This is a genomic window from Cyclobacterium sp. 1_MG-2023 (genome assembly GCF_030546805.1).
Lineage (GTDB): Bacteria > Bacteroidota > Bacteroidia > Cytophagales > Cyclobacteriaceae > Cyclobacterium.
Genome location: NZ_JAUOPC010000002.1, coordinates 154,906 through 181,605 on the forward strand (window position 1 = coordinate 154,906; position 26,700 = coordinate 181,605).

At 39.5% G+C, this 26,700-nt stretch carries 21 protein-coding genes; 6 read left to right on the forward strand and 15 right to left on the reverse strand.

The annotated features are described in order from the left end of the window. The first annotated feature begins 141 nt into the window (after positions 1-141). A complete protein-coding gene (locus Q4534_RS03020) occupies positions 142-1,203 on the forward strand; it encodes an efflux RND transporter periplasmic adaptor subunit (RefSeq protein WP_303611695.1) in 1,062 nt (353 codons plus the stop codon). A gap of 3 nt (positions 1,204-1,206) precedes the next feature. Further along, the gene (locus Q4534_RS03025; RefSeq protein ID WP_303611696.1) at positions 1,207-4,251 is read left to right on the forward strand and encodes an efflux RND transporter permease subunit; all 3,045 of its coding nucleotides are present in this window, start codon (positions 1,207-1,209) and stop codon (positions 4,249-4,251) included. Between the two features lie 38 nt (positions 4,252-4,289). Here the strand turns inward: Q4534_RS03025 and Q4534_RS03030 are convergent, their stop codons facing one another. The 6 genes from Q4534_RS03030 to Q4534_RS03055 all read right to left on the reverse strand — a co-directional run bounded on the left by Q4534_RS03030 (position 4,290) and on the right by Q4534_RS03055 (position 12,287). Beyond that, positions 4,290-5,531, reverse strand: a complete 1,242-nt coding sequence (locus tag Q4534_RS03030; RefSeq protein ID WP_303611697.1) for a metallophosphoesterase — start codon at positions 5,529-5,531, stop codon at positions 4,290-4,292. A 98-nt stretch (positions 5,532-5,629) separates the two neighbouring features. Next, the gene (locus Q4534_RS03035; RefSeq protein ID WP_303611698.1) at positions 5,630-6,487 is read right to left on the reverse strand and encodes a transglutaminase family protein; all 858 of its coding nucleotides are present in this window, start codon (positions 6,485-6,487) and stop codon (positions 5,630-5,632) included. A 45-nt stretch (positions 6,488-6,532) separates the two neighbouring features. Then, positions 6,533-7,273: a peptidase gene (locus Q4534_RS03040; RefSeq protein WP_303611699.1), complete on the reverse strand. Its 741-nt coding sequence runs from the start codon at positions 7,271-7,273 to the stop codon at positions 6,533-6,535. Beyond that, positions 7,270-8,250, reverse strand: a complete 981-nt coding sequence (locus Q4534_RS03045) for an alpha-E domain-containing protein (RefSeq protein ID WP_303611700.1) — start codon at positions 8,248-8,250, stop codon at positions 7,270-7,272. The genes Q4534_RS03040 and Q4534_RS03045 overlap by 4 nt, the downstream gene beginning before the upstream one ends. Before the next feature lie 16 nt (positions 8,251-8,266). Next, a complete protein-coding gene (locus Q4534_RS03050; RefSeq protein ID WP_303611701.1) occupies positions 8,267-9,694 on the reverse strand; it encodes a circularly permuted type 2 ATP-grasp protein in 1,428 nt (475 codons plus the stop codon). A gap of 532 nt (positions 9,695-10,226) precedes the next feature. Beyond that, entirely contained in the window at positions 10,227-12,287 is a 2,061-nt protein-coding gene (locus Q4534_RS03055; RefSeq protein WP_303611702.1) for a S9 family peptidase, read from the reverse strand. Positions 12,288-12,401: 114 nt separating this feature from the next. Here Q4534_RS03055 and mscL point away from each other — a divergent pair, with 114 nt between their 5' ends. Continuing rightward, the gene (gene mscL / locus Q4534_RS03060) at positions 12,402-12,821 is read left to right on the forward strand and encodes a large-conductance mechanosensitive channel protein MscL (RefSeq protein ID WP_303611703.1); all 420 of its coding nucleotides are present in this window, start codon (positions 12,402-12,404) and stop codon (positions 12,819-12,821) included. 45 nt (positions 12,822-12,866) lie between these two features. On the opposite strand, the gene Q4534_RS03065 is transcribed toward mscL, so the two are convergent. The 3 genes from Q4534_RS03065 to Q4534_RS03075 form a co-directional block, all read right to left on the reverse strand. Continuing rightward, positions 12,867-14,969: a helix-hairpin-helix domain-containing protein gene (locus Q4534_RS03065; protein ID WP_303611704.1), complete on the reverse strand. Its 2,103-nt coding sequence runs from the start codon at positions 14,967-14,969 to the stop codon at positions 12,867-12,869. After that, the gene (locus tag Q4534_RS03070; protein WP_303611705.1) at positions 14,966-15,793 is read right to left on the reverse strand and encodes a hypothetical protein; all 828 of its coding nucleotides are present in this window, start codon (positions 15,791-15,793) and stop codon (positions 14,966-14,968) included. Before Q4534_RS03070 ends, Q4534_RS03065 begins: the two co-directional genes overlap by 4 nt. Positions 15,794-15,870: 77 nt before the next feature. Then, a complete protein-coding gene (locus tag Q4534_RS03075; RefSeq protein WP_303611706.1) occupies positions 15,871-17,328 on the reverse strand; it encodes a BamA/TamA family outer membrane protein in 1,458 nt (485 codons plus the stop codon). Positions 17,329-17,402: 74 nt separating this feature from the next. Between Q4534_RS03075 and yidD the strand changes: the two genes are divergently transcribed. Then, positions 17,403-17,624: a membrane protein insertion efficiency factor YidD gene (gene yidD, locus Q4534_RS03080; RefSeq protein ID WP_303611707.1), complete on the forward strand. Its 222-nt coding sequence runs from the start codon at positions 17,403-17,405 to the stop codon at positions 17,622-17,624. Position 17,625: 1 nt separating this feature from the next. Here the strand turns inward: yidD and Q4534_RS03085 are convergent, their stop codons facing one another. The 5 genes from Q4534_RS03085 to Q4534_RS03105 are packed head-to-tail and all read right to left on the reverse strand — an operon-like array spanning position 17,626 to position 22,917. Then, a complete protein-coding gene (locus Q4534_RS03085; RefSeq protein ID WP_303611708.1) occupies positions 17,626-18,735 on the reverse strand; it encodes a prolipoprotein diacylglyceryl transferase in 1,110 nt (369 codons plus the stop codon). A 30-nt stretch (positions 18,736-18,765) separates the two neighbouring features. Next, positions 18,766-20,622, reverse strand: a complete 1,857-nt coding sequence (gene nadE, locus Q4534_RS03090) for an NAD(+) synthase (RefSeq protein ID WP_303611709.1) — start codon at positions 20,620-20,622, stop codon at positions 18,766-18,768. 39 nt (positions 20,623-20,661) lie between these two features. Further along, positions 20,662-21,405, reverse strand: coding sequence for a ribonuclease III (rnc, locus tag Q4534_RS03095; protein WP_303611710.1), 744 nt, complete (start codon positions 21,403-21,405; stop codon positions 20,662-20,664). A gap of 2 nt (positions 21,406-21,407) precedes the next feature. Then, on the reverse strand, positions 21,408-22,661 hold the full coding sequence (gene fabF / locus Q4534_RS03100) for a beta-ketoacyl-ACP synthase II (protein ID WP_303611711.1): 1,254 nt from the start codon (positions 22,659-22,661) through the stop codon (positions 21,408-21,410). Between the two features lie 19 nt (positions 22,662-22,680). Continuing rightward, positions 22,681-22,917 (reverse strand): acyl carrier protein, encoded by a 237-nt coding sequence (locus Q4534_RS03105; RefSeq protein ID WP_010855324.1) that lies wholly within the window; start codon positions 22,915-22,917, stop codon positions 22,681-22,683. Positions 22,918-23,065: 148 nt separating this feature from the next. Here Q4534_RS03105 and Q4534_RS03110 point away from each other — a divergent pair, with 148 nt between their 5' ends. Further along, positions 23,066-23,494, forward strand: coding sequence for an IPExxxVDY family protein (locus Q4534_RS03110; protein WP_303611712.1), 429 nt, complete (start codon positions 23,066-23,068; stop codon positions 23,492-23,494). A gap of 11 nt (positions 23,495-23,505) precedes the next feature. Next, positions 23,506-24,936 carry a pyruvate kinase gene (pyk, locus tag Q4534_RS03115; protein WP_303611713.1) on the forward strand — a complete coding sequence of 477 codons (1,431 nt, stop codon included), beginning with the start codon at positions 23,506-23,508 and terminating at the stop codon, positions 24,934-24,936. 198 nt (positions 24,937-25,134) lie between these two features. On the opposite strand, the gene Q4534_RS03120 is transcribed toward pyk, so the two are convergent. Beyond that, a complete protein-coding gene (locus Q4534_RS03120; protein WP_303611714.1) occupies positions 25,135-26,700 on the reverse strand; it encodes an NFACT RNA binding domain-containing protein in 1,566 nt (521 codons plus the stop codon).

Sequence of the window (26,700 nt, forward strand, 5' to 3'; positions counted from 1 at the left end):
TTCTCAGAGGCTAAATTTAATTTTTAGAGGTTTTTAGATAAAAAATAAAGCCAATGTTTGCATGAGATTTAAATATTTAGTTAATTATAATCTTTCCAAATTTTCTTCAAAATAATATTAACCCTTTAGCCAATAAAAGACATGAACAAAGCACTCTTATTTTGTTCCCTCGTTATCTTTTCCGCTTGCGGTGAAGAAGCCAAGGAGAAAGAGGAAATTCCCATGGAGACTTTCAGGGATGAAGTTCAAGCCACTTCCGTAAAGGTGGGCTTGTCAGAAAAAAAGTCTTTTGATTACCTAATCAATGCGACTGGAAAAATTGAAGCTGAAAATCAAGTGATGTCTATTGTTGAGCGAAGTGGTTATTTAATAGAATTAAAGGTAGTGGAAGGACAACAAGTTAAGGAAGGGCAGATAATTGCCCTACTTGATAAAACCGACAGTCAGTTGGAATGGGAGAAAGCTCAGGTAAATTTACGCTCTTCGCGTGCAGAATATGAAAGCCGAAAAATTACTTCTACAGTTGAAACTACTTTTTCTGAAGATTTGGACAAAGAGGCAAGGGATGAATATTGGAGGGCTTCCAGTGGCTTATTGGCCGCTGAAATTGCAGTAAGAGAGGCAGAAATAAACCTAGACAAGACGGAAGTTAAAGCACCAATATCCGGAGCAATTGCAGATTTAAAGTTAAAAAAGGGTAGTTTGGTGAATGCCGGAGACGAAATTTGCTTGGTTCTAAGCACTTCCTTATTGGAAATGAAAGTCAAAGTTTTGGAGTCTGATATTTCCTTTGTGAAAAAGGGACAAAAGGCAGAAATATATCCTGTCTCCGGTTTAGGAGATAGCATTACCGGTACAGTGATTAGCATTAATCCAAAAGTAGATGAAAACGGACTGGTTCAAGTTACTTTAAAACTAAGCAAAGGAGGAGGTTTATTGCCGGGGATGAATGCCAGAGCAGTGATAAGAGCTCCTCAAAACAATAATTTAGTGGTGCCAAAAGAAGCTGTAGTATACCGTTCCGGTAGGCCCGTAGTCTTTACTATTGATAATAATGAGGCCATCTGGAATTATGTGGAGGTGGGGAAAGACAATGGTAGAGAAGTGGAGGTTTTGGATGGGCTGGAAGCTGACCGTACAGTGATTGTAAGCAATAATGTTCAATTGGCTCATCAGGCTCCTGTTCAAGTTTCAACCGAATAGGATATGGTAAAGTTTTTACTCTCGCGTCCCATAGCTGTTGGCATGACTTTTTTGGCATTGCTTATTTTCAGTGTAATAATGTTTAGGACACTGCCGATCTCTTTGTTGCCACCCATAGATGTGCCGCAAATTGTCATTAAAGTAAATTATCCCAACTCTTCACCGGAGTCCATAGAACAAAATGTACTAAAGCCCATCAGGGAAGGCATGGTTACCTTAAATGGGCTTCAGGATATTGAAAGCAAAGCAGGTTCTGAAGTCGGGAATGTTCGTTTGACTTTTGATTTTCAAACAAAAATGGAGTTGGCTTATATCGAAGTCAATGAAAAAATTGATCGATTGACCAATAGTTTGCCCGATGAGATGCCCAGACCACAGGTTGTCCGGATCAATTCCAATGATATTCCTATTGTTCGGGTGCAAATTATTCCAAAGGAAGGGGTGGATTATGCGGAAGTTTCATTGCTTACAGAGAACGTAATCAAAAAGCGCTTGGAACAACTGGATGGGGTTGCCCTTGTAGACATAAATGGGCGCCAAGAGAAAGCCATTTCTGTAACACCCAACAAAGCTGTAATGGCGGGTTTGGGTTTTAAAGAATCCGATTTAGTTCAGGCCATTCAGGACGGAAACAGAGAGCTTCCCGGAATTAGCGTAGAAGATGGACAGTTTAGGTATTACTTGCGACTGGCCAGCAAGCTGGAGACGGCAGAAGACGTGGGAAATCTACCGGTAAGGGGACCCGAAGGAAATACAGTTTTACTATCAAAGATTGCAAAGGTTAATCATACCTTAACTAAGCCAACCGGGTATCATTTATTTGACGGTAAAGAAAGCTTGGTGGTAACAGTGCATAAACAGACTGCAGCAAAAATGAATGAAACCATGCCCCTAATTTATGAGGCGGTGGCATTGTTTAAAGAAGATTACCCGCAAGTAAATTTTGAATTGACCCAAGACCAATCTTCACTTCTCAATGCGGGAATCAACAACCTCCAAACCAGTTTGTTTTTTGGTGGATTGTTTGCCTTTGCTATTCTCTTTGTATTTATGGGCAATTACCGCATGCCAATTATCATAGGTATTAGTTTGCCGGCTTCGCTGGTGATTAGTTTTATGGTATTCTATTTTTTTAATATTTCCATTAATGTGATTTCTTTAAGTGGCCTGGCTTTAGGCTTAGGAATGCTCATTGACAATGCAATCATTGTACTGGACAATATTAACCGAAAGAGAGAAGAGGGTTTGCCATTGTTTGAGGCTTGTGTGGTTGGGGTAAACGAGGTGCAGTCTGCCCTGATAAGTTCAGTACTCACTACCTTGGCAGTATTTGTTCCCTTGGTGTTTTTAAGTGGTGTGGCAGGAGCCTTGTTTTATGATCAGGCAGTTTCAGTGGCAGCGATCTTGTCGGTGTCATTATTGGTGGCTTTTATTCTACTGCCCTTATTGTATTTTCTTTTATTTAAGAATAAAGCCAAAGGTTCTTTTAAAGAGGATAGTCGCCTTTTTAAAGGAATGCTTAAAGGGTATAAACAATTGTTTAAAAGGTTTTTTTCTCGGCCGGGTTTGTCATTGGTGGTTTTGTTCCTATTGATACCTTTACTTTTGGCATCCGTTCAGTTCTTAAAAGTAGAAGGTTTACCAGCCATAGAAAAGTTTGATGTACTAATTTCATTGGATTGGAATGAACCGATCAGTGCAAGCCAAAACAAAAACCGAATTCAGCATTTGTTGGAGCAACTGGATGGTAAATTTACTGTTGCGGAAAGTGATGTAGGACTAAGGCAATTTATACTGTATGAGGGCGAAAATGCCATTCAACAGTCCGATCTTTACCTGATGTTTGCCAATCAAACTGACAAAGAAAATGTAGCAAGACAACTTCAGCACTTCTTCCTTCAACAATTCCCTCAAGCCAGTATCGAAATAAGAGACGCGCCAAATGCTTTCGATCAGTTATTTAGTTCAAATCGGCCAAACTTCGAAGTGCGATTTATGAATATAGAAACAAAAAGACCGGTAGGTCCCGACCAAATGAACGCATTAATGGAGGCGTTTCCTGTAAAAGACTGGTCCAAAGGGCCCGGTTTACAAGAGGGGGCTTCAGTAATTTTTAAGACTGATCTTGAGAAATTGGCCCTTTATGGTCTCGATGTCAATCAGTTGATTACAGCTATAGAGCGTTTATTTGGTGATTATTTGATTACAGATATTCGGCAATTTGGAGAGATCATCCCTATACGCTTGAAAAATGATCAATTTGATTTTCAATCCCTCTTGAGGCGGAATTTCATATATGGAGAAGAAGGGGTACCCTATGCACTAGATGAATTTATTTCTTCTGCTTACGATACCCATTATAAGTTTGTAACAGCTGACAGGTCGGGTATTTTCCAATCCGTAAACCTCAATGTTGAAGAACCTACAAACTATGAGGATGATATTCGTTCATGGGCAGTAAATGAAAACCTTTCAGTGAATTTTTCCGGTCAGTATTTCAAAGATCAGGAAACGATCAAACAGCTAATGGGTATTTTAATGGTTTCCATTTTATTGCTTTACTTTATTTTGGCAGCACAGTTTGAAAGTTTTTTACAACCACTAATTGTGATATTTACGCTACCCCTAGGGGTAGGAGGGGCTTTCTTGGTATTATGGCTTACCGGAACCTCCCTAAATGTAATGTCAGCCATCGGTTTGGTGGTAATGCTAGGGATTATGGTTAATGATGCGATACTTAAAATAGATACTATCAATAGACTAAGGGTAAATAATCTAGCAAATGGAATCTTGGGTAAAGAAGCCTTAACCAAGGCATTGTACCGTGCAGGAGAAATTAGACTCAAGCCCATTGTGATGACATCCATTACAACAATTCTAGCGTTGGTGCCTGTGGTGTTCAGTGCGGGTTTGGGAGCCGATTTGCAAAGACCATTGGTCTTCTCAGTAATTGGTGGCCTTACCATAGGTACTTTTACAGCATTGTATTTTGTGCCGCTTGCCTATTATTTTCTGGCCGGACAGCGTGGCGCTGTGAAATTTCAATAATAAAGATCAATCAAATTATTGACCTTCTAAGGGCTGTCTTAGCCTTTTTTCAATTCTATTACCGTGATTTCCGGCCATATGCCCACCCTACCTGCAAAGGCATGAAAACCAAAGCCCCGGTTTACATAGAGGTACTTCCCTGCTTGTTCTGCAATACCCGCCCAATTGGTATAACGGTACTGGGCAGGACTCCAACGGATAAATGGTGTCTCTATACCCATTTGCATGCCATGAGTGTGACCACTAAGCGTCAAATGAATGTTTTTAGGGTGGTTTTTGACTTGTTCGTCCCAATGGGTAGGGTCATGTGAAAGTAGGACCTTAAAGGCATCGTCAGGAACATTTTTGAGGGATTTCTCTAGGTCTCCCTTAGATTGGAAGCCCAATCCCCAATTCTCCACACCCAATAAACTTAATTTTTGCCCGTCTTTTTTTATGGTTCTGCTTTCATCAAGCAGCAGATCGAAGCCCATAGTTTTATGTTTACCCTTAAGTGATTCAAGATTTTTAGCTTTTGCTTCCGGGCTTGGCCAAGAGGTGTAGTCTCCATAATCGTGGTTGCCTAAAATAGAGAACTGGCCGTATGGAGCTTTGATTTGAGAGAAAATATCAATCATGGGATCAATTTCATCTGCTTTGTGATTGACCAGGTCTCCCGTAAACACAAAAAGATCAGACTGTTGAGCGGCTGCCATTTCTGCCCCTTTTTTTACAGCTTGAATATCTTTAAAACTACCTGCATGAATGTCTGACACCTGAGTAATGGTAAACCCATCAAATGCCTCAGGCAAATCTTTAAAGTAAAGGGTTTTTCTGATCGTTCTAAAGGCATATTTCCCTTTAACAATCCCATAAATAAAGCCTGTCATAGGTATAGCTGCCACGGCAAACGCCAACTGACTAACAAATTTTCTTCGAGAAGCCATTAAAGTGCCTTCACTGGAAGAATTGGTAGCATACCGGTAAACAGAACCCAAGCCCCTTATCAGGTCTTCCCCAAATAAGAAAAGGACTATGGTTAGTTGGGTTACAAGAATAACCAAAAACCAATTGAGTGATTGCTGAGATGAAGTTGATATTTTACCCTCCTGCATAATGGTGTAAAAAGTATACCCAAACCACATGGCTATTGCAGCGGTTAGAACCCAATAGATTGTTTTTCCCGGGGCTAAATAGGCTGATGGTAAAATGGTTTTTATACCTTGAAATACATACCAGTCCAGAAAAAATATAATAGATAGTAAAATGATAATAAATATTGTGCCTCCCACTTTTTTCATAGAATTTTTTGTGTTATTCTATTAAACTGAAAGGATGCTTAAAAGGTTAATAAAATTTTGTTACAGTGGTTTTTTTTAAGGGCAAATAAATATTTATTTCAAATCTGATGAATGCTTACAGAGGTTTGTAATGTGGAAGGTTTGAGGTCTTCTCCTCCAAAGGTACCATGTACCGGGAGGGTGTTTTCCGGAAGAAAACTAGCCGCAATAGGGATGTAATGTTCATCAGCCATTAGCCCCAAACTTGGATCCAGGCCTACCCATCCGGCACCGGGAAGGTAGGTCTCTACCCATGCATGAAGTTCATGTCCTTCTTCCAATTCAGGGTTAAATGCATAACCACTGACAAACCTTGCGGCAAGCCCTACGTGGCGTAGCATTTCAATCAACATAAACGAAAGGTCTCTGCATGAGCCTTTTCCTGCAGCAAAAGTTCTGGCTGCAGACCAGAGGTTCTCTTCTTCTCGAATGATATGGTGCCAATCAGCATGAATGGCTGCGTTTAGTTGGGTTAAAAACTGGATGGGATCATTGGTTTTTAATTTTTCTAGCGCATAGCTTTTTAGTAAATTGTTTTTGCTATGATCCAGATAAGGTTTGAGTATGGGCCAGTTCTTGGGTTCGTAAGCGAAAGGCGTTTCATTTTCAGGGTTGAAATGCTGCAAAAACCATTGATCCATTAAAAATAGAAAAGGGTTGAAATGCTTTGTGTTTACCTGAAAATTCACTTGAATCACCATATTTTCAGTCTCTCCGGTAAACCATGCTTGAAAATAGGGATTACCTTCAATGCTGTACCTTTCATTCATTCCCTCAGGTTTGGGGTCGATTTCCAAAGCATACGTTTCGACTTCCAAATAATTTCTCTGGAGGGGTTTCAGGTAAAAATGATGGGGGTTTAACCTGACCAGTTTTTGGTATTCATAAGTTGTGATATGTTGTATTTTCAGGCGCATAATTGCTTTTTTTATTTGGGAAAAGACAACATTTTCATTGTTTACTTAGTCATGGTCTTCGACCTTTTCCGGAGAAAATGCTTTTTTGAGAATATCTGCCGGTAGATTATGTATTACTTTTTTTAATGAATCGTTCCAGAATTCAGAAAGATGATTTAATTCATTTTGCTCGAACCGATTTTCCACGATATTGTAACTGTCATTTTCCAATACCACCGTGTCTACAGGGTAATCCACATCATTTGAACTGATTCTAGTAGCATCAAAAGCGAGGAATGCACTTTTTAATGCAAGTAGTAATGGTTCATCATACTTTAGGGACCGCCTTAGTACCGGGTTGCCAAATCCGGTATTTCCAATAATGACAAATGGTGTTCCTTGCCTGATTTCTATCCAATTACCTTGAGGGTAAAGCAAATAGAGTTTGGGTTCCTTGTCTTCTTCAAGTTGTCCGCCTATAATAGAAAACAAATTGAAATAAAAACCAGACTTTTCTAAAGAGTCCTTGTCCTCTTCGGCTACACGTTTTACTTGATCGGCAAAACCATTGACAGCCTTGTATAGCTTATCATAGGAGGAGTCATTTTTTTCAATCAATTCTCCGAAATAAGTAATGGCTTTGTCTCTTACAGAACGGAGGCCGGAGGTCATAATAAAGAAAGAATGGTTTCTTCTATTAACTGTATATACTTTTTTAGAGGTGGTTGTGTCATTACCTGAAGTAATTCTGGTGTCCGACAAACCTAAAATTCCATGTTTTGTTTTTATTCCAATGCAGAAAGTCATTCTTGTACCATAGTTTGGCTGGCAAAGTTATCTTTTATTTGGAAATAATTGTCGTTTATTTTATTAGAGATTTCGTTAATTTTTATTTGCATATGTTCGATGTACTCGTGTAGTCCGTTGGATATGATATCATTGACATCGTCAAATTCTAATTTTGATCGCAATTCTCCCATTGCCTTTTCAGCACTGTTGGAATACCCTTCACCGCTTGAATTTGAGATTTTGTACAAACATGTTTCTGCTTCTTTCAAGCAAAAGAAAACTGATCTCGGGAAGTATTTATTTAAAACCAAGAACTCGACTACCCCTGAAGGAGAAATGTTTCCATAAAGCCTCCTGTAGGTGTTGAAAGCGGTAACAGACTTTAGTAAAGCCATCCAGTGAAGGAAATCCAATGGGGAACCGACTTCCTCGGCAGAGGGGAGGAGGATATGGTATTTGACGTCTAGAATCCTTGAAGTTTTGTCTGCTCGCTCCAAATATTGGCCCAGTTGTCTGAAGTGCCAGCCTTCTGTACGGGCAACGGTATTATCCGCCAGGCCGTAGGACAACAGTATTTGAGATTTTACTTCTTCAAAGAAATTTCTTGGGTCTTCCTTTTTCCAGATTTTTCCATTGGCAGCTTTGTTGACAAAATGATAGGTTTCATTTAGTTTTTCCCAGGTTTCTTTGGTAAGGTTTTCTCGTATCATTCTGGCGTTCTCCCTGGCATTAGAGACAGAAGATATGATAGAATTCGGGTTGTTTTGATCAAAGGCTAAAAAATAGATAACCTCATGCATGTCAAAGGATTGGTTTCGAGACTTATATAGTTCATGGTCACCGGTGGCCATTATCAGAGGTTCCCATTGCTCCTTTAGGTCCGGCGGTGAGTCCAACATAAGGTTGAAATTTACATTGATAAATCTGGCATAATTTTCTGCTCGCTCCATGTATCTCCCCAGCCAGTAAATTGAATTTGCAACTCTACTTAACATATTGTTTCGTTTTAAATTAATATAGCACCCAAGTGTCTTTGCTTCCGCCACCTTGAGAACTATTGACTACAAGAGAACCTTTTTTTAATGCAACCCGGGTAAGGGCTCCGGGTATTACTTCTACTTCCTTTCCATACAATACATATGGCCTTAAATCTACATGTCTGCCTTCTATTGTTTTGTGATCCACTAAGGAGGGTACAGTAGAAAGGGATAATGTAGGCTGGGCTATGTAGTTGTTAGGGTTTTTCTTTACCAATTGTCTGAATTTTTCGTGCTCTTCTGCACCAACTTTAGGCCCGATCATCATGCCATAACCTCCTGCCGCATTGGTCTCCTTCACCACAAGATCAGAGATGTTTTCTAAAACATGTGCCCGGTCTTTCTCTTCTCGGCACAGAAATGTTGGGACATTATGGAGAATAGGATCTTGATCCAGATAGTATTTTATTATTTTTGGCACATATGCATAAACAGCTTTGTCATCGGCTACTCCTGTTCCCGGTGCATTCGCAAGGGCTATATTCCCAGCTTTGTAGGCTTCGAAAAGGCCCGGGACGCCCAACATCGAATCGGGGTTAAATGCTAGGGGGTCAAGAAAAGTGTCGTCGATTCTTCGGTAAAGCACATCTATTTGCTCCAAACCATTGGTGGTTTGCATGTACACTTTCTTGTCCTGTACCAGGAGATCCATTCCAGAAACAAGCTCAGCTCCCATTTGTTGGGCAAGGTAAGAGTGTTCAAAGTAGGCAGAGTTATATACTCCTGGTGTCAGTACGCCAATAACCGGTTTGGGTTTGTCCGATAAGAATTGAAGCATATCCAAGAGTTTTGTTGGATAATCTGAAACAGGTCTTACCCCCAATTTATTGAATAGGTTGGGAAAGGCACTTTTTATGATTTCTCGACTCTCCAGCATATAAGATACTCCGGAGGGACAGCGAAGATTGTCCTCTAAAATATAAAATTCTCCATTATTATCTCTAACCAAGTCTGTCCCTGTAATGTGACACCAAATGCCTTTTGGAGGGGTTAAACCTATACAGGGTTTTAAGAAATCCTTGCTTCCCAATATTAAATCGGCAGGAACAACTTTGTCTTTAAGAATTTTTTGCTCGTTGTAAATGTCCTGAAGGAAAAGGTTTAAGGCAGTAATTCTTTGTTTCAGCCCATCGTTTATTTTTTGCCAGTCATTGCCGGGAATAATTCGTGGAAGGATATCTAAATGCAGTATCTTTTCTACGCCTTCTTTGTCGTGGTAAACATTGAAAGTCATACCCATGGCCATTTGGGCCTTGTCTGCAGAGAATTGTAATTGGTTGAGCTTTTTTGCTGAGATGTTTTCAATGAATGCTCCGAAATTGGAATAATGCTCCCGCAATGTTCGGTCTTCATCATACATCTCATCGTAAAAAGAATGTTGTGAATCGTGGTTTACGTACATATTGCCTAATTAATACAGTTGGATCAATGACTTAAAAAATATAATTTTTAAAAAAAATACGCAAATTATTTTGATTATGCAAACAATAGGGGGTTATCATTAGGGTTTTATGAAAATGAACTATGGTTTTAACTAGCTGCTGGGATAAAATAAGTATATTGTACTTTACCTTTTGTTTGAGTAGTAGGATAAGGTAGCTGTAGTTAGAATTGGAGAATCATATTTAGGCTCGACAAGGGTTGTCTGAATGCTTTTGCATTTAATGGAGTAGCCAAAGTAGAAGATTAATGGTGATACGTTAAATCAAACCTAGGCCTTCCCTATAAATAACATGTCTTTGCCAGTAATTTTATTAAACTTCTTTTATTAGCTTTATTTCTAGGGCTGGCCCGAATTAATCCTGAGAAATTCAATAAAAGTTATGTGGCGAATATCGGGTTAAACACTCTTTGTTTTGGTGGCGTTCGTATGGGTTAAAAAAATAGCCTGATGAACTAATCAACAGGCTATAGAAAAGGATTGATATTACTCCTTATTCTTTTGCTAAGCTTAATAAAAAAGCATATTCCATGGCCAATTCTTTCAAAGAGTTAAAACGACCGGAAGCCCCACCATGACCGGCCTCCATATTGGTATGGAGTAATAGTAGGTTTTGGTTGGTGCGCAAAGCCCTAAGTTTTGCTACCCACTTTGTAGGTTCCCAATATTGTACCTGGCTGTCGTGTAGACCTGAGGTTACAAGTAAATGTGGGTAATCCTGTGCTTTTACATTGTCATAGGGAGAGTAAGAAAGCATATAATCAAAGTAGCGCTTTTCCTTGGGGTTGCCCCATTCATTGAATTCCCCGGTGGTCAAAGGAATGCTTTCATCTAACATAGTAGTCACTACATCTACGAATGGAACGGCAGCGACCACTCCGTGAAAGAGATCCGGACGTTGATTGATTACAGCCCCTACAAGTAGTCCTCCCGCACTTCCTCCCATTGCGAATAGTTTGTTTGGATGGGCATATTTTTCTTGAATTAAATAATCTCCACAAGCGATGAAGTCTTCAAAAGTATTGTTTTTCTTTAGCATTTTACCATCCTCATACCAGTGTCGTCCCATCTCTTGACCTCCTCTGATATGGGCAATAGCAAAGACAAAACCCCTGTCTAATAAACTCAACCTGCTTGAGCTAAAATAGGGGTCTGAGCTCAGACCATATGATCCATAACCGTAAAGGAGTACAGGGTTTTGGCCTTCTTGAGCAAACAATTCTTTTTTATAGACAAGGGAAACAGGAATGTCAGTGCCATCCTTAGCGCTTGCCCAAACACGTTCTGATTGGTAGTCTTCCGGATTATGGCCTCCCACTACTTCTTGCCGCTTCATAAGTGTTTTCTCCCTGGTTTCCATATGGTAGTCATAGACTGAAGCAGGGGTGGTAAGCGAGTTGTAGCCATACCTAAGCACTTCAGTATAGAACTCCGGGTTGGTGCCAATCCAGACTGTGTAAGCAGGGTCCTCCATTTTGATGGTATGCTTTTTCTCTCCGTCCCATGATCTGATCTCCAGTCTTTGCAGTCCATTGAATCGATTAGCAATGACCAAGTGATGCTTGAATACTTCAAATTCCTCTAAGAATACGTTTTCTCTTGCAGGGATAATGTCTTCCCAGTTCTCTTTGGCTGTTTTGTCAATAGGTGTTTTTACCAATTTAAAATTGGTGGCCTTGTCTGCATTGGTGAGAATGATAAAATGCTCCCCATAATGATCCACCTCATACTCCAGGTCTGCTTGCCTTTCCTGAATTATTTTCCACTCTTCATTGGGCTGGTCAACCGGGAGAAAACGGTACTCTGTAGAGATCGTGCTTTGGCTTACAATGAATAGAAATTTTCTGGATTTTGATTTTTTTAAGCCAACAGTATAAGTCTCATCCTTTTCTTCAAAAACCAATTCATCTGTTTCCTGGGCTGTTCCCAATACATGACGGTATACCTTATTCGGGCGAAGGGTTTGAGCATCTTGTTGTGTATAAAAAACTGTTTTATTATCCGCTGCCCATGCAATGTTTCCAGTGACGGATTTTAGTTGATCTTTTACTATCAATTCACCATCGAGGGCTTTGAAATGAATGTTGTATATTCTTCTGCCTACTGTATCCAGCGAATAAGCTAGTAGCTTATTATTTTCTGAAATTGCCAATGCATTGACATTGGTGTATTCATGGCCTTCAGCCAGATCGTTTACATTCAAGAGGGTTAGCTCCTCTGATTCCAAATGCCCTTCTTTCCTACAGTAAACGGGATATTCTTTGCCTTTCTCATAGCGATTGTAGTAAAAATAACCATTTTTAAAATAGGGGACGCTACTATCATCTTCCTTAATCCTCCCTTTCATTTCCTTGAAAAGTGATGCTTGTAAGTCCTCAGTTTCCTTTAGTAGGTTGTTTTTGTATTCATTCTCTTTTTCTAAATATTGAATTACCTCAGGGTTTTCTCTGTCATTCATCCAGTAATAATTGTCTGTTCTACTGTTTTCATGACAAACAAGCGTTTTGGGTTTGATTGGTGCGATTGGTTGGACTATATGTTTTGTTTTGGACATTGCTTTTTTATTGAAATTATGTTTGGTGTATAATTATTTTGTAATAATCATAGAATTTTTCTTATATTGAACGGCTTATTAAATTTATAAATAGAACCATAAACCAACAAAAGTATGGGATTGATTAAAGAATTCAAGGATTTTGCCGTAAAAGGTAATGTCGTCGATTTGGCTGTTGCGGTCATCATCGGGGCTGCATTTGGGAAGGTAGTTTCTTCACTTGTGAAAGATATTATCATGCCACCTATTGGCCTTTTGGTCGGTGGAGTAGACTTCACAGATTTAGTTGTAGTCCTCAAAGAGGCCTATATAGACCCGGCCGGAGAGGAAATTAATGCAGTAACAATTAATTATGGGACCTTTATTCAGTTTACGGTTGATTTCGCTATCGTTGCTTTTGCAGTCTTTATGATTGTTAAATTAATTAATAATTTGAAAAAGAAAGAAGAAGCTGCACCTACCCCACCACCACCGACTGTCAATAAAACAGAGGTATTGTTGGAGCAAATCAGAGACTTGCTTAAAGAAAAATAAAATTTAATCTTAAGGATTTAACCGGTAAGAAAGCGGATGTCTGACTTACCGGTTAAATTGATACCTTAATTGAAAAGTGGTCTCAACCATTTTATTTCCTGAGATTTCTTGCAAACCAGAACCAATATGTTCTCTGTTGGTATAGCTAGTTTTAGCCCATCTCCCCCAAATTGTAAGTCTTGGATTTATTTTATACTGGGCGAGTAAATAGGTTCTTAATCCTTGATCGTAGAAATTGGGGATAGAAAAGGCCCATAAAACATTTTTCTCATACAGGTATTGCCTGTTTTCATAGTCATCCGTGTCAAATAAAGCTAGACTTCCTGAAAATCTCCAGGCCCCGGCTTCACCAGATAAACTTTGTGCTATTAAAAAGCCTTTGGTTTTTTTGCCTGCAAACGTATAAAAACTTTGTTGAACCCTCGTTTTCAACTGCCATTTTCGGTCGGGGAGATAATTGAGACTCCAGACCATATTTTGCCTTTTTCCTTGTGCAAGCAAATACTGGCTACTTGGTTGGTCCTCAGATAGGAGATTTCTACTTTTTATTTCCTCTCGGAATTGAATAAAAATAGTGAGTTGTTTGTAGGCTTGGAATTTCAACCTGCTTAGCCACTCATGTCCTGTAGAAGGCGCATAAACCCTAAATCGCATCCAAGGAAAACTGAAATAGTCATAATATGCAGTCCAACTGAATTTTCGATTGGGTTTAAAATAAATCCCCAAGTACAAGCCTTCTTCATTGATGGGGCGGGAGCCTTCTGAAAAAGCATTCCCATAAAAGGTGTGAAAGTTTCGATCATATTTTCTCCAAACCATAGAAAAATCCACCTTGCTATTCAGGCTACTCATAAGGCCTGCAACATGGCCTTTTCCTCCACTTTTAGACATTGCAGTTTCACCAAAGAAATAATGGTTTCTATAATTGTAAGTGAAATACAAACTGTGGACCCTATTGCTTTTGCCTCTAAATTCAAATTGATTGTATATCCTTTCTGTTGGATAAAAGGGCTGGCTGTATCCTGTATACAGTGTGTTTGTACCAATCTGAAAAGTTTTATTGGTATTCTGATAGTTAAAATTCAGACCTAAATTTTGCTCCTTTGCTTGTGCTTTCTTTAGGATTTCATTTTCTGTACGGTGCAAACCGGATAAAACCAAGGAAGATAAATAGGTGGAAGAGTTGTCCAGACTGTCTAGCATGAATTGTAAATTTGCATCTCTAGCTTTATTGGAAAGCATAAGTGTACCCTCCAGTCTCCCCAAAGAATAACTTGCTGCAATGCCTCTAAAATAGCCTGCTTCCAAAACAGAGGTGTAAGGCCTTACTCCGGTAGAGCTTCTTTTTACTGTGGTTATTGTTTCTGCTCCTTTGCCTACAGAAAACCCTGAGCCAAAAACCAATCCTTGCCCAAATTGTAATTGATAATCTCCCAGAGATAACATTTTTAACCGGCCCTTATTGTAAAGGGCATAGTGAAAAGAAAGAAAATTAAATCCATACCTTTTGGTTTTAGGGTCCCATGTAAATGCCTCTCCGGCATCTTTGTCCAAAGTGAGTCCAAGACTAAAATCTGCTGCCTGCTGTAAACGAAATCTTAAATAAAGATTGTTGGGGTCTCCCAGATACCTGTTACTCAAATCTCCATTGCTCAAGGTGTCCGGTATACTAAACCCCTTTCTTGTTTGCAAGACCCTTTTATGACGCATAAGTAAATAGGCATTTTCGGCTTTTGCCATGCGATTAAAACCCAGGAGGCTTTGGCTGGGGTTTGAGGAATTGATAATTACAAACGGTAGGAGATTTTGGATGGTTGCTAAGGTCCAATCAGGAATTGCCTGAAGTTCGTATAAGGATACAAAATTGCCCAATTGATTTCTATATTGTATAAAAGATTCAATTTGTTTTGGGCTAAGAAGATAGAGGGATTGCAAGTCTGAGCTTGTGGCCTCTTGTAGATCCAACGGCTGGAAATAATGTTGAAGAAGGCTTTCGTAAAGGTCTTCATATGGGATATCTTCTTCCTGAAAGGCAAACCTTTCCTCAATAAATGCTTCAATATCAAGTTCTGCTTGTGGGGTTTGTTGGGCATAAAGTCCCATTGTCCCTAAAATTATTGCTAGGCCGGTGATTGCCGGGCCTTTCATTGCGTCGAAAGGTTATAATTTAAAGAAAAATGGTGGGTGAACCCCAGTAAATAATTTCTTGATAAAGCATAATCTACCTGAAACCTTCTGGGCCTAAATCCAATGCCGAAATACAAATTGTTAGGCTGACTTGTAATGCCTGTCCTGGCCCAAAATTTCTCCTCAAAATTATAGGCTATTCCGGCTTTGAATCGGGCAGGGGAGGAAAGCTCTTTTTCAGTTTCAATATTGACCATCAAGTTGTCAGATGGTCGGTACGAAATACCTGTTTTCACAATTGTCGGCAGGTAATTCAAATTGGCCTTGCTAATGGCTGCTCGAGTGATATTGTAAATGTGGGCCCCAAAAAATACTCCGGGGATCAGTTCTGCGGTACCTCCAAGTTCCAATACTGGCCTAGCGCTTCTTCCAAAGCCTTCAATATTGGTTTGGAAATAATTGATTTTTATCCCTAGGCTGGCAAGCCCCAATTGTTTGGCTAGACCTAAGCCGATCTGTTGTTGGTTGAAAAGTGCTCCACCATAATTTGAAATTCCTAGGCATAAAATGCCGATATTTTCTGTAGGGACTGTAATTCCGGCCGCCAAGGTGGTTAGTTCATTCAGACCAAGCCTGTGATCGTATCCTACTACGGCTATATTATCCGTAGGACTTTTGCCCAAAGCACCTATATTGTTAAAAATGGCCCATGGTTCGTTTAGGGTTACACTAGCGTTGCCCAAGCCTATACTTTGTGCTCCTTTTGGGAAATGGTCCATGCCATTTTGAGCATAAGAAGTCCCGGTAAAAAGCACGAATGAACCAAGTAGCACCCATTTCTCCATAACCAAAAAAAGAAAGAAAAAATAAAGTATTACTGGAATATACTAAAAAACCGGGTAATCCGAAAATAAATAACGAATTATAGAGGAGCCTTCACATTGACAAAGAAACTACCTGTTCCCATGTTGTTAACAGAATATTCAAATCTAAAAACAGCATCATACATGCCTATAAGGTCTAACCCTAAACCATATCCCAATAAGTATTTGTTGGTTAATGCGGCGTTTAATGGGAGTCGATTGGCATCCCTAACATAGCCATGGTCAAAATTTCCACTGAGGTAAAGTTTAATAGGAAACACCGAAAACTCATCTATTGGCATAATGTCAGAAATATCATAGGCTACGTCTAGTAACTCATAACGCAAGCTATTTTTGTGGGCGATTAATTGCTGTCCTTCGATTACATTGAGTTCATAACCCCTGATAAAATCAGGCTTATAACCAATGCCACGTACCAATGTGTAAGGCTGGTTATCGCTAAAGAAAGCAGAAGCTGAAATTCCTGTGGCAAAATGGACTTTATCCCCTAGCTTAGTGTACTTACTGGCCATAATACTAAACTCCAGTTCATCTATATCGTCATTCCCGAACATCCCATATTTGGTAAGGCTGGCATCCAACAGGGTTCCATGCGTAGCATAGGAGACATTGTCACGGTTGTCATGTCGATACCGATAAGAGGCGAGAAAGTATTTTAATTTTTGGCCATCGTGGGTAAAGTAATTGGGTTTTTCTTGGATGACATCTTCATGAATCCAAGTGTTGTGGTAGCCAGCCGTGAAGTAATGGAAATTATAAAAACTACCTCTGAAACTATATGTAAGAGAGGCAGCGAGGGTTTTTTTTAAAATATCCTCTTCAGGGTTTATATAAAAATATTGTTTGTTATCAACTGATTTTATAGGAATGTTTTTATTCGTGTTGTAGCTGAATTTGGCTGCCAAGCCATGCAGTTGGTTTTTATCAAAATAGGGGATGGTGTAATTCAGGAGAATGGCTTGGGTAAAGCCTATTTGGCCAATTACCCGAAGTTTTTCATTTCTTCCCCCGATATTGTTGTGATCTAGTTTTATCCCATAGTTTACCCTGGAAAAATCCCTGTTTTGATTGGACCACCACTCTGAGAAATTTCGGTCGGCCAATTTAAAAATTATGCTGGGAAGGATGTACCACCTTTCTTTTACGGATACCAAAATTTCTACCTGTTCTTCGCCTACAAAAAGTGGGGTTACAGTGGCTGTAGTGAAAAGCCGTAGGTTATAGATCTTTTTTTGGTCGGCCTCAACTAAGGCGACAAACTCTTCCCAATTATAGGTCATGTTTTCGGCAAGGTTCATCTCCCGAAGAATGATATTCTTGCGCGTTTTTTCATTGCCAACAATAAAAATATTATTTATTGTAACTTGTTTCGGGGTGCTGGTGTTATTGGGGCTGATGTATAAACTGTCACTATTTTGAGCAAACAAAATTTTACCACCTGTTCCCAGGATGCATATCAGTAATAAAAGCCGGTAAAATAGCTGTTTTAGGTTCAAGAGAATCTAAATTTTGATGTAAGAAATAGAACTTAATTTATATAAATTGACTTGTTTAATGTAAATACGAAAAAGTGAAGAAAATAGTGAAAAATATTGCTGTATTTCCAATATTGATTTATCAATATGCTATTTCTCCCTTGATACCAAGATCCTGCCGTTATTATCCAACTTGTAGCCAATATACCAAAGAGGCCATTATGAAACATGGTGTTTTGAAAGGTGGATGGTTGGGAATCAAGCGAATAGGTAGGTGTCATCCATGGGGAGGACAGGGCCACGACCCTGTCCCTTAATTTAGTTTTTGAGAGATGCTTTTCCTTTTTTGTTTTTCAAGGAATAAACGATCAAGCCTAGACCAATGATAACCAACGGAATACTTAAAGCCTGTCCCATATTGAATGTGAGGTTCTCTTCAAAATCAACTTGGTTTTCCTTGAAAAATTCCCAAACAAAGCGCATTCCGAAAACAGAGATCAAGAATAATCCCAAGTATAAACCTTCAGGTATATTTTCTTTGTATTTTCTCCAGCCTAGGAATAATAACAAGAAAATCAGGAAATAAGTTATGGATTCATAAATTTGGGTAGGATGTTTGGCAAGGCCAAAAGTTTTTACCACTGCTAGGTAATGATCTCCTTGATCTTTAATCTCCAGATTTAACGGAGCCTCAGGGTCTTCAGCCATGTATTTTTTGGAACTTGCAAACCTTGTCAAAGCATATTTTACATCTCGCTCGAGCACAGATTTTAAATTCGCTTCATCAAAACCTCCTTTTTCAATTTCAATGTCAAAATTTACCGGAACACGACCTTCACCGTTAAGTTCTTCTTGGCGATCTTCCGGTTTATAGGCATTGATTGAAATGATGGGTAGATTCATCGTTTCTAGGATTTCTTCAGTCTCTCTAGCAAATACAAAACCACTGTCTGTACCTGTTGCCTTTCCTCCAATTTCTGAATTCATCAAGTTTCCAAAACGGATCAAAGCTCCGGTTAAGGCCACAACAATAACAATTCTGTCAACCACCCATAAATAAGATTGCCCGGGTGTTCGCTTGGCATAAAGCCATAAGGCGAAGAGGATGGCAATGGCCGCACCATGGCTGGCAAGGCCACCTTCCCATACCTTTAGGATGTCTATAGGGTTGCTGAGGTAGCGCTGAGGTTCATAAAATAACACATGTCCCAATCTGGCTCCAATAATGGTGGCAAGCACCATATAAATGGTCAATTTGTCAACAAGATTTTCATCATGTCCTTCCTTCTTAAAGAAATGGATCATGAACTGCTGGGAGATTATAAAACCCATAGCAAACAGCAGGCTGTACCAACGCAACCTGTCAAATCCTGAAAAAATCGAAGGATTGGGACTCCAAACGACGTAATACAAAATACTATTAATCATGGTTTATTCTTTTTGATGATAGTCGTTGATTTATTCTTCAAGGTTTTCCATTAAGGCCAGTTCTTCCCTATACCCACCGGACAATACCGGGAATCTGTACCATGTTTTAGGGTCAACATTGTACTCATCCAGGTGAAAAGAAACAGCCAATCTCTCTCGTTTCCATTGATTGATTGACCATAGCCTAAAGAATTTGGCAATGTAACCTTTTAAAATAGATGGTTCAAGAGAAATTTCTTCTTTCAAAATAAGGTAAATATCCATAGGTGATCGCTTGTCTCTGATGGCCAATTTTTCTATGGCAGAAATGATTGGGTAAGGCATCAGGTCCTCCTCATCTGTTTGGCTGCGCTCCTGTGGTCTTAATTCGGCAGTAGGTTGCAAGGAGTTGACATAGCTTAAACCTTGGTAAGCTTGTTCCTTCTCAGCCCACCTTAGCCATTGCAAAATAAAATCCTTACTTACCGCTGCAATAGGAGAGATACTACCACTGGTATCTCCATCCATCGTAGCATAGCCCAAATCTCCCTCGCTTCGATTAGAAGTACTTAAAAGTAAAAAATTTTTTATATTGGCCAGCATCCAAATAATAGGAGACCTTGCCCTTGCCTGAATATTTTGTAGGGCGATATCGTCTTGTTCCCAGTTTAGCTTTCTGCCCAGGGCCTTTTCTATTTTATGGGTGTAGGAATTTACTTCTTCATCTATTGTCCAGTGGTGAAAAGTTGCACCCAGGCTTTTGGCAAGGTTTCGTGCACTATTTAGGGTGGCAGTAGATGAGTTCTTTGTTCCCTGATAGGCAGTGGTGAAAATTTCACCTGTAATTTCTTGAATACTGCTGCTTGGACTGATGTCTCCTTCTCTATGGATTTTTTTCAGAAACAATGGAATACCTAGCATTTCCACTCCTCTTTTCACCATTTCAGCTACCAAAATGGCAATGGTGGAGGAGTCTGCTCCACCACTTAAGGAAAGCACAAACCCCTTGCTTCGACTCTTTCTAAGGTAGTCAAAGAGAGCCAATGTAGAGGCTGCCATAAATTCCTCATTTTTAGTTTGGGAATTATGTGTAAAGGCTAAAGGTTTGGTGGCTTTGGCAGGGAATTGAAAAGTTTGAAGTTGAACAGATTCGAAGGAAAGCAATTTGTTTTTTAGCAAAACTTCTCCCTTCTCAGCATAAAGTATTTCTCCATCAAAAATCATTCGGCCACTTTCGTTGCCTAACAAATTGACATAAAAATAAGCCACCCCTAATTCCTTGGAACTTTCTTGAACGAGTAATTCTCTTTGTTCACTTTTCCCCATGGCAAAATGGCTTGCACTTGGGTTAAATATAATGTCCACCCCTCTTTCATTAAGGTGATGTCCGGGTCTGAGGCTCCCTCTCCAGGCGTCTTCACAGATTTCGAAGCCGTATTTGTGACCATTTTTATCAAAAATTATATCCCCAAATGGGTATTTGCTATCAAAACATTCAATGGTGGTAACTTCTCCTCCTATCCAAGGAGTAAACCATCTGCCTTCATAGTGTACACCATCTATGGCTAAAAATTGTTTGGCAACAAATCCTAGGATTTCCCTATCCTCTAATACCGCCATGCAATTGTACAATTTGTTGTTAATTCTGCAGGGCAGGCCTACCAAAACGGTGATGCCTTGTGTATGTGGGAGTATTTTTTTTATGCTGTCCAGTGCTTTCTTAGGGTACCAATAGCTTAAAAACAGGTCTTCGCTTCCATAGCCTGTAATACTTAATTCCGGCAAACATAGGAGGTCAACTTTTTTTTCTTTGGCCATAGCAATGGCCTGAATAATATTGTCTAGGTTACCTTCCCAGTCCAATGGAGTTTGATTGAGCGTGGCACCAGCGAGAAGTATTGGAGACATGATGATATTTTTTTAAGACCGGTTTAGGAATGCTTGTATTTAGGGGATTATCTGTAGTTTTTCACAGGCTATTCTAGCAGCTTCCTGTTCAGCTTTTTTCTTGGTTGCACCTTTGCCTTCCGAGAAAGGTGTGCCATTGATGTTTAATTCTACTTTGAACTCTTTGAACCGTTGGCTACCTTCTACGGATTTTAGTTTAAAGTCTATTGCTTTATTGTCTTTTTGGGACCACTCAATAATTTTACTTTTAAAATTGGTTGTGGTGGCAATGATATTGTCCAAATCAAAAAAAGGATTGATTAACCTGCTGTTGATGAACTTTCTACAAAAATAGTATCCCCTGTCTAAATAGATGGCACCGATGAGGGCTTCCAGTGTATCTCCATAAAGAGATTTAAAACTATAGGGGACCTTGCTGCCCATTTCGGATTCCACGATTTTAGGCAATCCAATTTTTTGGCCTACCTGATTGAGGGCTTCCCTGTTGACTATTCTAGACCTTGTCTCGGTAAGAAAACCTTCGTCACGGTAGGGGAATTTTTGGAAGAGGAATTCGGCCACAATGGTACCCAATACTGCGTCTCCCAGGTATTCTAGGCGCTCATTACTTATTTTTACACCGGCTTTGATTTCTTTCGATGCAGAAACGTGTCTGAACGCAAGTCTATAGAGAGATAAATTTAAAGGCTTGCTACCCACTATATTTTTAATAGCGTAAGCAAGCCTTTTATCTTTCTTATTATAAGTTAGCTCTTGAATTCTGAGCAACCGAAGTAATTTCAAATTTATTCTGCTATTTTTTTGAAAATGATAGAACAGTTATGTCCACCAAAACCAAAAGTGTTACTCAGTGCTACATTGACTTCTTTTTTCTGGGCTTTATTAAAAGTGAGGTTCAGTTTTTCATCCACTTCCTCATCATCGGTAAAATGATTGATGGTAGGTGGAATAAGACTGTTTCTCATAGCCAAAATGGATGCTATGGCTTCTACAGCACCTGCAGCTCCCAGAAGGTGACCTGTCATGGATTTTGTACTACTGATATTCAAATTGTACGCGTGATCACCAAAGATTTTTTTAATGGCTTTTACTTCGCTGAGGTCTCCAAGAGGAGTGGAAGTACCATGCACATTAATATAATCTATGGCCTCAGGTTTTAAACCGGCGTCTTCAAGAGCGAATTTCATCACGTTGGCTGCTCCTCGTCCTTCCGGATGTGGTGCAGTGATGTGATGGGCATCGCCGGTCATTCCGCCACCGATTAATTCTGCATAAATTTTGGCACCACGTGCTTTCGCATGTTCGTATTCTTCCAAAATCAATGCACCGGCACCTTCTCCCAATACAAAACCATCCCTATCTTTGTCAAAAGGTCTGGAGGCTGTTGCTGGGTCGTCATTTCGTTGAGACAAAGCCTTCAAAGCATTAAACCCGCCTACACCTGCTTCAGTAACTGCTGCTTCTGATCCTCCGGAAATAAATATATTGGCTTTCCCCAGTCGGATATAATTGAATGCATCTATCAGGGCGTTGGTAGCAGAGGCACAGGCTGAAACGGTTGCAAAATTAGGCCCTTGGAATCCATATTTTATGGAAATAAACCCTGCCGCGATATCAGCTATCATTTTAGGGATGAAAAAGGGGTTAAATCTTGGTGTACCATCTCCTCCGGAAAAGCTCGTTACTTCATCCTGAAAGGTTTTCAATCCACCTATTCCAGATCCCCAGATTACTCCGGCTCTGGTAAGGTCTATCTTTTCTAGGTCAAGCCCGGAGTCTTGCATGGCTTCAGCGACAGCTACCATTGCATATTGGGAATACGGATCAATTTTTCTGGACTCTTTTCGGTCCATAAATTGGAGTATGTCCAAATCTTTTACTTCGCAGGCAAATTGGGTTTTGAATTTTGAGGCATCAAAACGGGTAATAGGCGCAGCACCGCTTACACCATTCGACAAGCCGTCCCAGAATTCCGGGACAGTATTGCCGATTGGTGTAAGGGCACCTAAACCTGTTACTACAACTCTTCTTAAATTCATAAATGATTTTAAGTATGGGTTATTTTACGTTAGCTTCTAAATAGCTAACAGCCTGACCAACCGTACCGATCTGCTCAGCCTGGTCATCCGGAATAGAAATGTTGAATTCTTTTTCGAATTCCATGATAAGTTCCACTGTATCTAAAGAATCAGCACCAAGGTCATTGGTAAAGCTCGCTTCAGGAGTAACTTCAGATTCTTCGACGCCTAACTTATCAACGATAATGGCTTTTACTTTTTGTGCAATTTCAGACATTTTGTGATCAGTTTAGTTTAAACACACCGCAAAGAAAATTATTTAATACCTTAATGTCAAAAAAAATGACAAACTAAATTAAGAACTTTCGCTCAAAGTTAGAAGTTGAAATAAAATTTTTACCTTTGAGCTTTTAAATTCTTCCTGAATGAAGAAAAGCAAGCTTCTTTTTGAAACCACCTTCGATTTTGATCTTTTAGGCCTTGTAGCCCCTTTAAAGGACTATAAGTTGGCCTGGCTGATCAATACAACTTTGGGGATTCGTTTAAAAAAGACTGAAGATTACCACTTGGAATTCTTGAATCAACCGGATTTAATTATTTCTCAATTTATGTTAAAAAAAGAACACGGATTTATTCAACTACTGAAAAATAAGTCATATCCGGTGGGGGGGCGCTCAAGTTACCTCATTCCGGAACTCCAGAGTATGGATTACTTTTTACTCTGCCAAGACTTTACAGATGAAGTGGATTTAAATACGTATATTGACGCCCTTTCTAATGCAAAAGGAATACACAGTATTGTGAAAATTGATACGATTAAACTAAAATCAAAAGAAAACCTGTTAACATATTAAATATATAGAAAATGAGAGTACCTATTTTTAATAAAACCAAAATATTAGCTACTATTGGTCCTGCCAGTAATAAAAAGGAAACCATTACGGAGCTTGTGATGGCCGGGGCTGATATTTTCAGGTTAAACTTCTCCCATGGCGATCATAGCATTCATGCGGCAGTCATTAAAACCATCCGTGAAATGAATGACAGCTTGAACCTTAGTACCGGCATATTGCAGGATCTTCAGGGACCAAAAATTAGAGTGGGTGAGGTAGAAAATAATGAGGTGCTTATTAAGCCCGGGGATCCCATTACCATTACAAATGATCCTGTGGTAGGGACAGCCAGTTTGGTGAGCACAGTTTACCAAAATTTACCTAATGATGTGGTCAAAGGTGACCGTATCCTGATTGATGACGGTAACTTGGAATTGGTGGTGCTTAAAACTGATGGGAAAAATGTGGACTGTACAGTAGTACATGGTGGCATTTTGAAATCAAGAAAAGGTATCAACCTTCCCAATACCAAGATTAGTGCCCCTTCTCTTACCGAAAAAGACTTGGTTGACCTTGAGTTTGGCTTGGAAAATGAAGTGGATTGGATTGCCCTTTCATTTGTAAGAAGTGCTGAGGATATACTCGACCTTAGGCAAAGAATTAAAAAAGCAGGCAAATCTTGTAAAATTGTTGCCAAAATAGAAAAACCTGAAGCATTGGAGAATATTGATGAAATCATCAATGCCACAGATGCAATTATGGTGGCTAGGGGAGACCTTGGCGTAGAAGTGCCTATGGAAATTGTTCCGCTTTGGCAGAAAAGAATGGTAGAGAAATGTAAAATCGCCTGTAAGCCTGTAATAATTGCTACCCAAATGATGGAAAGCATGATCGTTAATCCTAGGCCTACAAGAGCGGAAACCAATGACGTAGCATCAGCAGTTCTTGATGGGGCTGATGCAGTGATGCTTTCCGCTGAAACAGCTTCAGGTAAATTTCCTATTGCAGCTGTAAAAGCAATGAGCAGTATCATTGATCATATTGAAGTTAATGGAGATGTGTACCACAACCTTTATAAGATCCCTGAAGATACTGAAAGCTTCTTAAGTAATAATTTATTGCTAATGGCCAGTAGGTTGTCTAGAAACGTAAAGGCCAAGGCTATTGTGGGAATTACGACTTCAGGATTTACTGCATTGCGTATTTCTTCTCACCGACCTTCTGCAGATATATTTATCTTCACACGAAACAAGAAATTGCTTACACAATTGAGTTTGGTCTGGGGTGTAAGGGCTTTTTATTATGATAGCCAAGTGTCAACCGATGGTACTTTTCATGATATTCAAGAAAGATTAAAATCTGAAAAGCATGTGTCTGAAGGTGATATTGTTATCAATACCGCCAGCATGCCGTTAAAAGCAAAAGGCAAAACCAATATGTTGAAAATTCACGTGGTAGATTAATTTTCTACGTTGAAATAAAACCGGAAATGTATAATCGTTTCTTTGGTTAAATGGCAGTCTGATTTTTTAGGCTGCCATTTTGTTTTTTTATCCGGGCCAGAAATAATTGGCCTATAAGGAGTTTAGCAAGCAACTGACCCACCTTCTCCTTAGGCGAATTATTTAATAAAAGTGGCTTAGGCTAAATCGTGTTTAATTTTAAATTTCTTCGGGCCCCTCAGGTTTAATTAAAATGACTTTTTCACGATCCACCATCACAGCACCCGGGAGAGATCCTTTCACCTTCCTCACGTATTTACATGGGGTATACATGACTGGGGCTAGAGAAGCTGTTTTGTTTTTGGAGTAATGGGCTGCTAAGGCCGCTGCGCGTTCCAAAACCTGTTTGGTAGGCGTCATGCCTGATTGGGTCTTAATGATGACGTGAGAGCCAGAAACGTCTTTGGCGTGTAGCCAGATGTCTTCTTTCCAAGTGTACCTTCTCAATAATTCATCATTGGCCTTTGCTGATTTACCAACCCATACCTCAAATCCTTCAACTTCAAACCGCTTATAAGGCAGTTGTACCTGCTGTTTTGCAGTGGGGAATTTATTGCCCTTCTTGAGCAATGACTTTATGGATCTGAAATCCTCAGATTGGTTTACTGTTTCCTCTTCTTTTGCAATCTCTTCCAGCTCTTTTTCCTTCTGGGCAAGGTTTTTTCTCAGTTGGTCAAACTCAATTTTTTTATTCTTGCTCTTTTTATAAAGTTGCTCCGCAAACTTTTGGGGGCTTAGCCCCCTTTTTAAATTTATTTCCCGGTTTGCATTTATATAAAAATCAAAAAGATCTACTTGATTGGCTCCGGGAGGAATTTGGTGTAGGTTGGCCATGATTACATCTGCTGTTTGGCTGGGAGGAGGTTCTTTCTCCATGCCTTCAAGTTTTTCACTGGTTTTATGGATGTAATTCAATGTTTTTTTTCGCCGTTCATTAAGGGTTCGAAGCAATTGGTTCTTTATGGTTTCAAAGTTTTTCCTTACGACGGCTTTCTGAAAATAAAGGTTGCAGGCCTCAAGTGGGTCAGCTGTGCTTGCAATAGCTGATTGGCAAGGCAATAGGCTGAGGAGGTAATTGTCATTTTTCTTAAAAATCGAGAAAAATGGCACTTCCATCATCTCTAGTAACTCGGTCATCAATGAAAACCTCACTTCGAGATTGGCTTCCAGATAACCTGCCTCTTTTAGCCAAGCTCTGGGGAGTTTGCCTAGGGTTGGTAAATATTGGGAGGCATTGCCATCCAGTTCCTGGAACTTCTCCCATGTGAGTGTCAGGTCTTTTTCTAAGGCTTGAATTTTTATAGCCTGGTCTTCTTTGAGTTCTTTTCTGAAAAGATTTGATGGGAGGCCATCTTTTTCTATGAAAAAGAGAATGTTGGATCGGCTTCCGTGCATCTTGAACAGAAAAGCTTGATTTTCATTCAAAACAAAATAAAAAGCCCGCTCGAAACTGAGTAGGCGTAGTTCAGTAATCTTTTTGCCTATTGCCTCAGGAAAAAGATCCACGTTGTTTTTTTTGCTTCTTTTAAAATCTTTTGGAAAACTTAGACAAGGGTTGGAAGGCAATAGCAAAGCCCTAATAAAAAAGGGATGGCCATCCTTTGTTTGTATTTCAATTATTAATTCCTCTTTGTTTTGAGAAAAACAAGCAACAATATTGCCTCCTAAAATCTCACTTTTAATTGCAGGGCATAAAAACTTAAAGAAATGGTAATTCAGGTGCAT

Coding starts and splice junctions, on each gene's coding strand:
- Q4534_RS03020 (WP_303611695.1), top strand. CDS start 142: ATGAACAAAGCACTCTTATTTTGTTCCCTCGTTATCTTTTCCGCTTGC.
- Q4534_RS03025 (WP_303611696.1), top strand. CDS start 1,207: ATGGTAAAGTTTTTACTCTCGCGTCCCATAGCTGTTGGCATGACTTTT.
- Q4534_RS03030 (WP_303611697.1), bottom strand. CDS start 5,531: ATGAAAAAAGTGGGAGGCACAATATTTATTATCATTTTACTATCTATT.
- Q4534_RS03035 (WP_303611698.1), bottom strand. CDS start 6,487: ATGCGCCTGAAAATACAACATATCACAACTTATGAATACCAAAAACTG.
- Q4534_RS03040 (WP_303611699.1), bottom strand. CDS start 7,273: ATGACTTTCTGCATTGGAATAAAAACAAAACATGGAATTTTAGGTTTG.
- Q4534_RS03045 (WP_303611700.1), bottom strand. CDS start 8,250: ATGTTAAGTAGAGTTGCAAATTCAATTTACTGGCTGGGGAGATACATG.
- Q4534_RS03050 (WP_303611701.1), bottom strand. CDS start 9,694: ATGTACGTAAACCACGATTCACAACATTCTTTTTACGATGAGATGTAT.
- Q4534_RS03055 (WP_303611702.1), bottom strand. CDS start 12,287: ATGTCCAAAACAAAACATATAGTCCAACCAATCGCACCAATCAAACCC.
- mscL (WP_303611703.1), top strand. CDS start 12,402: ATGGGATTGATTAAAGAATTCAAGGATTTTGCCGTAAAAGGTAATGTC.
- Q4534_RS03065 (WP_303611704.1), bottom strand. CDS start 14,969: ATGAAAGGCCCGGCAATCACCGGCCTAGCAATAATTTTAGGGACAATG.
- Q4534_RS03070 (WP_303611705.1), bottom strand. CDS start 15,793: ATGGAGAAATGGGTGCTACTTGGTTCATTCGTGCTTTTTACCGGGACT.
- Q4534_RS03085 (WP_303611708.1), bottom strand. CDS start 18,735: ATGATTAATAGTATTTTGTATTACGTCGTTTGGAGTCCCAATCCTTCG.
- nadE (WP_303611709.1), bottom strand. CDS start 20,622: ATGTCTCCAATACTTCTCGCTGGTGCCACGCTCAATCAAACTCCATTG.
- fabF (WP_303611711.1), bottom strand. CDS start 22,661: ATGAATTTAAGAAGAGTTGTAGTAACAGGTTTAGGTGCCCTTACACCA.
- Q4534_RS03105 (WP_010855324.1), bottom strand. CDS start 22,917: ATGTCTGAAATTGCACAAAAAGTAAAAGCCATTATCGTTGATAAGTTA.
- Q4534_RS03110 (WP_303611712.1), top strand. CDS start 23,066: ATGAAGAAAAGCAAGCTTCTTTTTGAAACCACCTTCGATTTTGATCTT.
- pyk (WP_303611713.1), top strand. CDS start 23,506: ATGAGAGTACCTATTTTTAATAAAACCAAAATATTAGCTACTATTGGT.
- Q4534_RS03120 (WP_303611714.1), bottom strand. CDS start 26,700: ATGCACCTGAATTACCATTTCTTTAAGTTTTTATGCCCTGCAATTAAA.